This is a genomic window from Variovorax saccharolyticus (assembly GCF_030316765.1).
GTDB classification, from domain to species: Bacteria; Pseudomonadota; Gammaproteobacteria; order Burkholderiales; family Burkholderiaceae_C; genus Variovorax; species Variovorax saccharolyticus.
Window position 1 is genome coordinate 229111 of the sequence record NZ_JASZYT010000009.1, and the last position, 11554, is coordinate 240664.

Consider the following 11554-nt stretch of genomic DNA (forward strand, 5'->3'; position numbering starts at 1 on the left):
TATCTGTACCACAACGGACTTCCTCATGCTGCCCTGGCTCTCCGACCCCCCCGCCGACTCGCTCTCGGCCGTGCGCGACATTCCGCTCGCCAAGCTGGTCCGCGACGACATGCTGGCCATGATCCTGCGCGGCGAACTGCCGACCGGCCAACGCATCAACGAGCCCGACATCGCCGCGCGCCTGGGCGTCTCCCGGGTGCCGGTGCGCGAGGCGCTGCGCGAACTCGAAAGCACGGGCCTGGTCGTGGCCCGCAAGCACGCGGGCGTGTTCGTGCGCGAACCGGACGCCGCGGAGTTGCAGGACCTGTACGAAATGCGCGGGCTGCTCGACGGCTTCGCGGGCCGCCGCGCGGCAAGACTGGGCGAGCCGGCGCGCATCGCGCTGGCCGATGCGCTCGATGCCTCCATCGCCGACATGAAGGCCGCCTTCGCCGCTCGCGACGTGCAGCGCTACTACCGCGAGAACCTGAGCTTCCACTGGGCGATCGTCGAAGCCGCCGGCAATCACGCGCTGGCCGACACCTACCGCGGCGTGGTGCAGAAGCTGCACCTCTCGCGCCTGAAGAATCTTTCGCAGGACATGGGCATGCGCGCATCCATCGCCGAGCACGTGGCGATCGCCCGCGCGCTGCGCGACGGTGACGTCCCCCGCTGCGAAAGGCTGATGGCACGCCACGTCGGCGATGCCTACATCCGGCTCTCCGGCCTGACCGGCTGACCCACTTCTTCGAGACAACCAGGAGACAAGACCCATGAAGCGCCGCACCTTCGTCCTCGCGCTGCCCCCGACCCTGATCGGGCTGCATGGCCCGGCCCACGCCCAGGGCTATCCGAACAAGCCGATCCGCTACATCGTGCCGGTGTCCGCCGGCGGCGGCAGCGACATGGTCGGCCGCACCGTGACCGAGCGCTGGGGCAAGGTCCTGAACCAGACCTTCGTGGTCGACAACCAGGCCGGCGGCGGCGGCGTGATCGCGTCGCAGAACACCGCCCGCGCGCCAGCCGACGGCTACACGCTGATGCAGGGCTACGTCGCGACGCATGGCACGGCACCCGCCACGCGCCGCCTGCCCTACGACGCGGTCAAGGACTTCACCGCGATCGGCATGATCGGCGGCACGCCCAATGTGCTGGTCGTCAACGCCGACATGCCGGCCAAGGACTTCAAGCAGTTCGTCGCCTATCTGAAATCGAATCCGAGCAAGGTCAGCTACGGGTCCGCCGGCGCGGGCTCGCTCACTCACCTGACCATGGAACTGCTGAAGCAGCAGGTCGGGGTGTTCATGGTGCATGTGCCCTATCGGGGCATCGCGCCCGCCTTCACCGATCTCATGGGCGGCCAGACCCAGGCCATGTTCCCGGGTCTTGCCGCGGCGATGCCGCATCTCAAGTCGGGGCGGGTGCGCGCGCTGGCCGTCACCGGCGCGAAGCGCCATGCCGCGGTGCCGGAGGTGCCGACGCTCGAGGAACTGGGGCTGAAGGGCTTCGATGCCATGCAGTGGTACGGCGTGGTCGGTCCGGCCGGCATGCCGGCCGATGTCGTGCGCCAGCTCAACGAATCGCTGAACGCGGTGCTCAAGGCGCCGGACCTGAGCGAGAAGCTGTCGGTCGAGGCGGTCGAGCCGATGCCGATGAGCCCGCAGCAATTCGCCGACTACATCCGGGCCGACATCGCGCGCTGGACCCGGCTGGCCCGCGACCGCAACATCGAACTCGACAGCTAGCGCACCGCAGCTTTCCGTTTTTCTTCCAACCTTCCAGCAAGAGCTCTCACTCACATGGCACGCAACACCCAGGTCGCAGCCGACCACAACGCCCCTCCCGTCACCCGCATCCTGGCCGAATACGTCGCCGGCCACGCCTCGCGCGGCTGGAGCGACGCGGTCGATAACGAAGCCCACCGGACCTTCCTCAACTGGCTGGGCTGCGCTGTGGGCGCGGCGCGCCACGAAGCGGTCGACGCCGCCCTGGCCGCGGTGCAGGTGCTGCAGCCGGCGCCCCAAGCCACCCTGCTCGGCCGCACCGAGAAGGTCGACATCGCCAGCGCGGCGCTGCTCAACGGCATCAGCTCGCACACCTTCGACTTCGACGACACGCACCTGAAGACCATCATCCACCCGGCCGGCCCGGTGGCCTCGGCCGTGCTGGCGCTGGCCGAGCACACCGGCGCCAGCGGCCGTGCGGTGCTCGATGCGCTGGTGCTCGGCATCGACGTCGCCTGCCGGCTCGGCAACACGGTGTACCCCGATCACTACGACCGCGGCTGGCACATCACCGGGACCACCGGCATGCTGGGCGCCGCCGCCGGCTGCGCCCGCCTGCTCGGGCTGGATGCCGACCGCACGGCGATGGCGCTCGGCATCGCTGCCTCGCAGCCGATCGGGCTGCGCGAGCAGTTCGGCACCATGACCAAGCCCTTCCATCCGGGTGGCGCCGCGCGCGCCGGCCTGATGGCGGCACTGATGGCGCAGCATGGCTACACCGCGAGCCCGAGGGCGATCGAGGCGCCGCGCGGCTGGGCGCAGGTGGTGTCCACCAAGTACGCATGGAACGAAGTGACCGATGAACTCGGCGAGCGCTTCGAGATCTCGTTCAACAGCTACAAGCCCTTCGCCTGCGGCATCGTGATCCATCCGAGCATCGATGCCTGCGTGCAGTTGCGCGAACGCGGCGTCCAGCCCGGGCAGATCGAGCGCATCGAGCTCAAGGTCCATTCGCTGGTGCTCGAACTCACCGGCAAGAAGGAACCGGCCGACGGCCTGCAAGGCAAGTTCAGCGTCTACCACGGCTGCGCCGCCGGCCTGGTGTTCGGGCGGGCGGCCGAAGAGGAGTTCGCCGACGACATCGTGAACCGGCCCGACGTGGTCGCGCTGCGGCGCAAGGTCGTGGCGACGGTGGACGACCGCATCGACGAGGCCAGCGCCGACGTGACCGCCGTGCTGATGGACGGCCGCCGCGAGCACGTGTTCGTCGAACACGCCATCGGCTCGCTGCAGCGCCCGATGAGCGATGCCGACCTGGAGCGCAAGTTCCACGGCCTGTCGGACGGAATCCTCGGCGCCGAGCGGACTTCCGAGCTGCTTGCCGCATGCTGGTCGCTCGGCAAGGCAGCGGACGTTCGCGCCCTGACCCGCCTCGCGCGCCCCTGAGCGGGTCGCGCAAGCCCGCACCGCGCGAGACGCCGCGGCGGCTGGCGCTGGAGCTTTTTCAACAAGAAGAGAGAGATGCACATGAAGAGATTCGCCTCCCTGATTTCCATCGCCGCACTGGCCGCCACCCTCGTGGGGTGCGCAGGCACCGCCGTGCAGGCACCGGCGCTGCAGCCTGCGCCACCCGGAGCCATCGCAGCAGGCAAGGCCGAAGTGCTCTGGCTCGGCCAGGCCACCATGCGCATCACGACGCCCGGGGGCAAGGTCATCGTGGTCGACCCCTGGCTCACCACCAATCCGAAGACGCCGGCGGCGTTCAAGCAATTGCAAGCGCTGGGCAAGGTCGACCTGATCCTGGTGACGCACGCGCACTATGACCACTTCAACGACGCGCCGGCGCTCGCGAAGATGAACAACGTGCCGGTCTACAACGGCGGCGGCATGGGCCCGGCGATCGTGAGCCTCGGCATCCTGCCGACGGCACAGGTGCAGCGCTTCGGCAAGAGCGGCACGGTCGCGCCCTTCGGACCGACCGGTGTGAAGATCACGGCGGTCCATGCCGAGCATTCTTCCGAACTGGTGTGGAAGAACCCCGCCACCGACAAGGAGGAAACGCACTTCGGCGGCGAGCCGGTGGGCTACATCATCGAGCTGGAGAACGGCTTCAAGATCTGGCACATGGGCGATACCGGCCTGTACGGCGACATGAAGCTGATCGGCGAAACATTCAAGCCCGACCTGGTGCTGATCCCGATCGGCGGCCACTTCACGATGGGCCCGCAGGACGCGGCCACCGCCGTGCGCGACATGATCAAGCCGAAGTACGCGATTCCGATTCACTACGGCACCTTTCCCCTGCTGCGGGGCACGCCGGCCGAGTTCACTTCTGCGCTCGGCAGCGCTTCCGCGACCCGGGTGCTGGTGCCCGAGCCGGGCCAGAAGGTCGACTTCTGATGACGCCCACTCGCCGCTCCTTCATCGCCGCGGGCGGAGTGCTGCTGGCCGGCTGCGCGGGCACCGCGCCCGACCCTCGCGCCGGCGCCAGGGCGGAGCTCGGTTCCACGGGCAAGCTGCGCGCCGCGATCAACCTGGGCAATCCGATCCTCGCCAGCCGGGACGCGGCCGGCGAGCCGCGCGGCGTCTCGGTCGACCTGGCGCGCGAGGCGGCGCGCCGGCTCGACCTGCCGATCGAGCTGGTGGTCTTCAATTCCGCCGGCAACGTGGTGGAGGCGGTCAAGGCGCGCCAGGTCGACCTGGCTTTCGTCGCCATCGATCCGGTCCGGGCGGCCGACACCGACTACACGGCCCCCTACGTGATCATCGAAGGCGCCTACCTGGTGCGCACCGCCTCGCCGCTGCAGCGCAACGAGGAAGTCGACCGCGCCGGCACGCGGGTCGTCGTGGGCCGCGGCAGCGCCTACGACCTGTACCTCACACGCGAGCTGAAGTCCGCGACGCTGGTGCGGGCGCCGACCTCGCCGGCGGTCACCGACATGTTCCTGGCGCAGAACCTCGAAGTGGCGGCCGGCGTCAAGCAGCAACTGGAGGCGGACGCCCGGCGCGCGGGCGGCGTGCGCCTGCTGCCCGGACGCTTCATGGTCATCGAACAGGCCATGGGCGTGCCCAAGGGCCGGCTCGCGGCCCAGGCCTGGCTGAGCGGCTTCATCGAGGACATGAAGGCCTCCGGCTTCGTCGCCGCCTCGCTGCAGAAGCACGGCATCGAGGGCGCCGGGGTGGCACCGGCGCGCGCACCATGACCCGGCCGCCTCAGCCGAGCTCTGTCCGCGCGCCGGCAGGAGGCACCGGGATCGACAGGCGCACCGCGGTGCCTCGCCCCGGCGCATCCGTGATGGCGAGCTGAAGCCCGGCCTCCTCGGCGCGGCGCTGCATGCCTCTGAGCCCCCGGCCCTGATGCCGGGCGCTGGCCGATGCGGGCGGCATGCCCCGCCCGTTGTCGACCACCTGCAGCTCCACGCCATGGCCGTCCTGCAGACAGCGGCAGCTCATCGTCAACTCGCTGGCGCCGGCGTGGCGCATCACGTTGGCCACCGCCTCCTGGGCGATGCGCAAGCTGTGCGTGACGCTGAGCGAGGGCAGCCGCTCGAGCGCCGGATGGTCTTCGACTTGCCAGTGCAGTTCGACCCCGAGCCGGCCCAGGCTGGGCTGGATGCGATAGCGGAGCATGGCCAGGCCCTCGACCAGGCTGGGGCTGTCCTGCTGCAGCGTGTCGACCGTGATCTTCAAGTCGAGAAGACACTGCTCCAGCGCCATGGCCAGGGCCTGCTGCTCGGGGTTCTTCAGGTCCAGCGACGAGAGGATCGACACCAGCTGGGAGCCGACGCCGTCGTGCACGTCCTGGGCGATCCGCTGGCGCTGCAGGTCGCCCAGGCCACGGCTCGCGGCTTGCGCGCGAGCTCGCAACTGCGTCGTCACCAGCGACCACAGGGCGACCAGCACGGTGGGATAGATGAACATCCCGGCCACCGCCAGCCTGGAGGTGGGATGGTGCCAGAGGTCCGAGACCAGGCAGTAGAGCAGCAGCACCACCGACAGCAGCGCCGTGCCCACCACCTTCTCGCGGCGGTAGGAGGGCCATCGCCACAGCAGCAAGGCCAGCACCGCGCCGACGATCAGCCAGTTGGTGGCCTCCCAGACATAGAACCAGCCCGCGTGGCCGAGCCAGGTCCAGGCGAGCAGCACGGCCCCGCCGCCGGCCACCTGCACCACCCAGACGATCCAGGTCAGGCGGCCGCCGATCCGCGTGCCCGTCAGCACCAGCGTGCAGGCGGCGGCAACGCACAGCTGATAGCCCATGTGCTCGATGAATTCGTCGACCGGTCCCGGCGGCGTGGGCGAGAAGCGCGCCTGCCACGCCAGGAAGACCATCCAGGCCAGCAGCCCCAGGGCCATCGCGAGGTCCAGCCCCTTGTGCTCGCGCTGCCGCCCGGAGATCGACAGCACGGCCACCGTCAGGACGACCGCCACCAGGCCGAGCAGCGGGCCAGCTTGCGAAGCGACCACTGTCATGCGGGGCAGCGCGCGCTCAGATCAGCCGCCGGTGCGACGCCTGGCTGACCGCCTGGGCCCTGGACCGCACGCGCAGCTTGCGATAGATGTTGCGGATGTGGGTGTTGACGGTCTGGACGCTGAGCCCGAAATGCTCCGCGATCTCGGGACTGGTGTGGCCGAGCGCCACCTGCTTGAGCACCTCGCGCTCGCGCTCCGAGAGCACATGGCTCTCGCCGGCCGTCCCCTCGCCCGCCGCGGTCGAAGCCGCCGCGGAGGGCGCCCCGAGCCGCTGCAGCAGCCGTCGCGCCAGGTTGGGCGTGATCGACGCGCCGCCGCTGCACACCTGCAGTACCGCCTGCGGAAAGCTGCCGAACCATGCGTTCTTGACCAGGTAGCCGGTGGCGCCGAGCTCGAAGGCGCGAATGGCGCGCTGCTCGTCATCCATGACCGAGATCACGATCGCCTCGGCGTGATTGCGTACCCGCTTCATGTGCTCGATCAGCTCGAAGCCGGAGCCGTCGCCCAGGTTGAGGTCGACGATCATGACGTCGAACTCGGCGCTCGACACCAGCCGCTTGCCGCTGCGCGCGCATTCGGCCTGGCCGACCAGGTCGATGCGCAGGTCGGAGGTCAGCTCGCCGGCGATCACGCGGCGGATGTGGGGGTCGTCGTCGATCAGGACCACGCGCACCATCCGGCCCGGCTCGAAGGTGAGGAAATCCGGCCAGACCGACGCCAGGTTGTGACGGGTCTCGTACGGCTGGCCATTGCTGCTCGTGAGGCCGAACACATCGGCCGTCGTGGGGGGCGTCTGCAGCGAACTCTTCATGGTCTTGTACCAGCTTCCATCGCGTCTCCTCTCGAATGCACCCGTCAGTGTCGACGAAGGTATAGCGAAGCGGGCCAAATTGCTAGTGGGAGTAACGCAGTTCCGTGAAGCATTGCATGGCCGGCGAGTGCAGGAACTAGGGTCGATCGCCGAACTGGGCCGCGACCGCGCGCAGGTCGGGCTCCTGCAGCACGCCGGCGAGCTGGCGCACGCGCAGGCCCGCGAACAGCTGCTGGTAGCGTGCCTCGATCAGGTCGCGGATCGACTGCGCCAGGCGCTCCTGCGAGTCGAGCACATCCACGTTGGTGCGCTCGCCGCCGACGAAGCTGCGGCGCGTCGCATCGACCAGCGTGTGGCTGGTCACGACGGCGGCCACCAGCGCCTCGATGCGCTGGACGCTGGAGCGCTGCACGCGGTACTGGCGCTGCAGGTCCACTTGCAGTTCGGCCACCCGCGAGGCCAGGTCCGCCTCCGCCTTGGACAGCTGCGCCAGCGCCTGGCGCACCGCCGCCGAGACCGCGCCACCCGCATAGAGCGGCACGTTCAGCTGCAGTCCGACCGTGCCGGTGCGCGACGACTGCTGGTAGGTTGAGGTGGTGTCCGACTGGCTGTCGCCGACGCTCATCAGCAGTTCGAGCCGCGGCAGATGCCCGCTCTCGACGCGCACGACTTCCTGGCGGGCGGCGGCGATGGCCTGCTTCAGGCTCTCGACTTCGCTGTTGAAAGTCAGCACCCGCGCGCGCCATTCGTCGAGCGAGTCCGCGAGCGGCGGCACGCCGGCGCCGTCGGCCTTGAGCCGCTCGAGCGTGCCGACCGGAACGCCGATCATGGCCTGCAGTGCATTCAGCTCGCTCTGCGCGTGGTCCTGCGCCACCACCAGGTGCGCCTGCATCAGGGAGCGCTTCGAAGCGGTTTCCAGCACGTCGGTGCGGGTCCCCTCGCCGCCTGCCAGGCGCTGCTCGTTCGAGCGCAGCTGCTCGTCCAGCGCCCTGAGCTGCGCCTGCACCAGCCGCACTTCTTCCGCCGCCAGCAAGGCCCTGGAGTAGGCATCGAAGACCCGCACCATGAGCTCCTGCTCGCGCGAGGCGAACAGCGCCTCGCTGGCGGCCGTGCGCGCAATGCCCTGGTCGCGGGCGGCCCAGGCCCCGGGGTCGTAGAGCGGCTGGCGCAACTGCAGGCTGGAGGTGCTGCTGGCGTAGCCGCCCCGGTTGTCGACCCGCCCGTTCGAATCCGTGACCTCGGCCCGGTTGCGGTTGCTCGACGCCACCGCGGAGACCGTCGGCAGGACCCGGGCGCGCCCGAGCGCCTGGTACTCGAGGCCCTCCTGCCGCGCAGCCCGGGCCCACTGGAACTTCGGGTCGTTCGCGAGCGCGGCTTCATAGGCTTGCATCAGGCCCATCCGATCGTCGGCGGCCGAGGCCGGGCCACACAAGAACAGCATCGACATCGCCACCCCGGCCCAGCCTCCCGCGCACCGTCGCAGCTGCAAGTTCATTCCTCCGTCAGGGCCATCTTCAGGTTGTCCCTGATCGGGCGCGTGAGGTAGTTGGCCAGCGTCCGTTCGCCGGTCTTCACGAACAGTTCGACCGGCATGCCCGGGCGCACCGGCAGCTTGCTGATCTCGATGCGGCCTTCGGGCGTGAGCTCGGCATGCATGCGGTAGTAGGGCAAGCCGGTCTTCTCGTCCATCAGCCGGTCGGCCGAGACCTGGGTGACCACGCCCGGAATGCGCGGCGTGGTGTTCTGGTTGAACGCAGAGAAGATCAGCTCCACCGGGAGATCGCGACGCACCGAGTCGATCAGGTGCACCGGCACGTGGCCCTCGACGATCAGGGGCTCGCCCTGCGGCACGATGTCCATCATCCGGAAGCCCGGCGAGACCACGCCACCCTGCGTGAAGATGCTCAGGTCCGCGACGGTGCCGTCGACCGGCGCCCGCACCACCGCGTTGGCCAGTTCGTGGTCGAGGTTCTCCAGCTGGCTGCGCAGCGCATCGGCCTCCTTCTGCACTTCGGCCAGGTGGGTGCGGACCTCCTTCTGGAACTCCTGCTGGCGATGCAGGCGCCGCAGCCTGAGTTCGCTGGTCTGCCTCTGGCCCTTCGCGATGTTGCCCAGGTCCTCCGACAGCGAGGAAGACAGCTGCGCCCAGGTGCGCTCCAGTTCCAGCAGCCGGTTGCGCGGCACGTAGCCATCGCGCGCGAGCTCCCGCATGCCGTCGAGCTGTTCCTTCAGGAACTTCATCTGCTCCTGCTTGCCGACGCGGGCTTCCCGCAGCCCCGCGGTGTGGGCCTCGATGCCCGCGATGTTCTCGTCCAGCGCCGACAGCTCGGCCTGCAGCGAAGAGCGCCGCGACGAGAACAGCTGCTGCTGCACCGACAGGATGGCGGCCACCCGCGGATCGCTGCGGGCCGCCTCGGCATCGGCCGGGAAGACGACCGCCGCTCGGCCATCGCGCTCGGCGAGCAGCCGCGCCTCGGTGCTGCGCGCGGTGTAGTACTGCACCCGCGTGACCGCCGCGTTCGAGCGCGCCTGCACGGAGTTCATGTGCACCAGGGGCTGCCCGGCCGTCACGCTGTCGCCTTCCTTGACCAGGATGGTCTGAACCGTGCCGCCGGTCTGGTGCTGGACCGCCTTCTTGTTGCCGGCGACCGTCACCGTGCCGCTCATCGGCACGCCCTTGTCCAGCGGCGCCAGCAACGCCCACAGCAGGAAGCCGCCGACGCCGGCGAGCACGATCCACCAGCCCAGGCGCGTGTGGCGGGCGGCGTCGGTGCGCAGCGACCCTTCGTCGGTCAAGCCGATGTCGGCGTCGGGCACGGGAGGTGGATTCATCGTCATGGCAATGGCCTCGCAGACACGATGGGGCTCATGCGGTCGCCACGGCCGGCCGCGCTTCGGCCTGGCTCGCCTTGGCGAGTTCGGCCAGCACCTGCCGCGTGGGTCCGAAGGCCTGCACGCTGCCCTGGCGCAGCAGCAGCAGGCGCGATGTCACGGCCAGGATGCTGGTCCGGTGGGACACCACCACCACGGTCTTGCCGCGCTGGCGCAACTGCGCGAGCGCCGCCAGCAGGGCCTGCTCGCCGGCATCGTCGAGGTTGGAGTTCGGCTCGTCCAGCACGATCAGCGACGGGTCGTCGTACAGGGCGCGCGCGAGCCCGATGCGCTGCCGCTGGCCGCCCGACAGGCCCGCCCCGCCATCGCCGAGCACCGTGTCGTAGCCGCGCGGAAAGTGCTGGATCAGGTCGTGCACGCCCGCCAGCCTCGCGGCCCGGACCACCTTCTCGGCATCCACCGTGCCGAAGCGGGCGATGTTCTCGCCGACGGTGCCGCCGAACAGCTCGATGTCCTGCGGCAGGTAGCCCACCTGCGGGCCCAGTTCGTCCTTGTTCCACAGGTAGACGTCGGCGCCGTCCAGGCGTACCTTGCCGGCGGTCGCCGCCCAGACGCCGACCAGCAGGCGGGCCAGCGTCGACTTGCCCGAGCCGCTGGGCCCGATCACGCCCAGCACTTCGCCGGCGGCCAGCGTGAAGCTCAGGTTGAGCAATGCCGGCTGCGCCGAGCCCGGCGGCATCGCCGTGACCGCATCGAGCGCCAGATGCCCCTGGGGCCGGGGCAGCGGCATGCCGCGCCGCCGCGGCGGGTTGGCATCGAGCAGCTCGACCAGGCGCTGGTACGCGCTGCGGGTGGCCGACCAGCCCTTCCAGACATTGATCAGCTGATCCACCGGGCTCAGCGCGCGGCCCATGAGGATCGAGCCGACGATCATCATGCCCGGCGTGATCCGGTGCTCCAGCGCCAGCAGGGCGCCCAGGCCGAGGATCAGCGACTGCAGCGACACCCGCGCGAACTTGCTCAGGGCGGTGATCACCCCGGCCCGTTCGCTCGCCTGCCCCTGCAGATGGAGGAAGCGGCGGTGCAGCTGGAACCAGCGGCCCATGAGGTTCGGCAGCATCCCCATGGCCTCGATGACCTCGGCGTTGCGCAGGTTGTTGGTGGCCAGGTTGCCGGCCGCGACCGACATCGCATTGGCCTCGGCCATCGGCTTGCGCGAGACGATCTCGTTGGCCCACGCGAGGCCCACCAGCAAGAGGGTGCCGGCGACCGCGAACACGCCCAGCACCCAGTCGAACAGGAAGATCACCGCCAGGTAGACCGGGAACCACGGCGCGTCGAAGAACGCGAACAGCCCGTTGCCGGTCACGAACTGGCGCACCGTGGCGAGGTCCTGCAGCGACTGCCCGGCATTGCCGCCGGCGCGCTTGAGGTTCTGCTCGAAGGCGGCGGTGTAGACCCGCTGGTTGAGCTTGAGGTCGAGCTGCGCGCCGACACGTATCAGCAGGAAGCTGCGCACCAGCTCGAGCCCGTTCATCAGCAGGTAGGTGCCGATCACCATGAAAGTGAGCATCAGCAGCGTGGTCTGGTTGCCGCTGGCCAGCACCCGGTCGTAGACCTGGAGCATGTAGAGCGACGGCACCAGCATCAGCAGGTTGATGATGGCGCTGAAGATGCCGACGTTGCGAAAGGCGCTCCGGAACTCGCGCAACGCCATGCCGATCTCGTTGCCGGG

The 11554-nt window shown here is 69.7% G+C and carries 10 protein-coding genes; 5 read left to right on the forward strand and 5 right to left on the reverse strand.

Translation table 11 applies throughout. The features are described from left to right. Positions 1-25 precede the first annotated feature (25 nt). The 5 genes from QTI45_RS25835 to QTI45_RS25855 all read left to right on the forward strand — a co-directional run bounded on the left by QTI45_RS25835 (position 26) and on the right by QTI45_RS25855 (position 4906). Positions 26-718: a GntR family transcriptional regulator gene (locus QTI45_RS25835; RefSeq protein WP_286656331.1), complete on the forward strand. Its 693-nt coding sequence runs from the start codon at positions 26-28 to the stop codon at positions 716-718. Positions 719-752: 34 nt separating this feature from the next. Further along, complete coding sequence (locus QTI45_RS25840; RefSeq protein ID WP_286656332.1) at positions 753-1724, forward strand: Bug family tripartite tricarboxylate transporter substrate binding protein; 972 nt, start codon at positions 753-755, stop codon at positions 1722-1724. Between the two features lie 54 nt (positions 1725-1778). Beyond that, a complete protein-coding gene (locus tag QTI45_RS25845; RefSeq protein ID WP_286656333.1) occupies positions 1779-3149 on the forward strand; it encodes an MmgE/PrpD family protein in 1371 nt (456 codons plus the stop codon). Positions 3150-3230: 81 nt separating this feature from the next. Then, positions 3231-4103, forward strand: coding sequence for a metal-dependent hydrolase (locus QTI45_RS25850; RefSeq protein WP_286369562.1), 873 nt, complete (start codon positions 3231-3233; stop codon positions 4101-4103). Further along, positions 4103-4906 (forward strand): ABC transporter substrate-binding protein, encoded by an 804-nt coding sequence (locus QTI45_RS25855; RefSeq protein WP_286656334.1) that lies wholly within the window; start codon positions 4103-4105, stop codon positions 4904-4906. The genes QTI45_RS25850 and QTI45_RS25855 overlap by 1 nt, the downstream gene beginning before the upstream one ends. 10 nt (positions 4907-4916) lie before the next feature. Here the strand turns inward: QTI45_RS25855 and QTI45_RS25860 are convergent, their stop codons facing one another. The 5 genes from QTI45_RS25860 to QTI45_RS25880 all read right to left on the reverse strand — a co-directional run bounded on the left by QTI45_RS25860 (position 4917) and on the right by QTI45_RS25880 (position 11536). Further along, the gene (locus tag QTI45_RS25860; protein ID WP_286656335.1) at positions 4917-6176 is read right to left on the reverse strand and encodes a sensor histidine kinase; all 1260 of its coding nucleotides are present in this window, start codon (positions 6174-6176) and stop codon (positions 4917-4919) included. Positions 6177-6192: 16 nt separating this feature from the next. Next, positions 6193-6987, reverse strand: a complete 795-nt coding sequence (locus tag QTI45_RS25865) for a response regulator transcription factor (RefSeq protein ID WP_286656336.1) — start codon at positions 6985-6987, stop codon at positions 6193-6195. A 136-nt stretch (positions 6988-7123) separates the two neighbouring features. Then, positions 7124-8428 (reverse strand): TolC family outer membrane protein, encoded by a 1305-nt coding sequence (locus tag QTI45_RS25870; protein WP_286369566.1) that lies wholly within the window; start codon positions 8426-8428, stop codon positions 7124-7126. A gap of 50 nt (positions 8429-8478) precedes the next feature. Beyond that, on the reverse strand, positions 8479-9825 hold the full coding sequence (locus QTI45_RS25875; protein ID WP_286656337.1) for an HlyD family type I secretion periplasmic adaptor subunit: 1347 nt from the start codon (positions 9823-9825) through the stop codon (positions 8479-8481). Between the two features lie 28 nt (positions 9826-9853). Next, positions 9854-11536: a type I secretion system permease/ATPase gene (locus QTI45_RS25880; protein ID WP_286656443.1), complete on the reverse strand. Its 1683-nt coding sequence runs from the start codon at positions 11534-11536 to the stop codon at positions 9854-9856. Between the last annotated feature and the right edge of the window lie 18 nt (positions 11537-11554).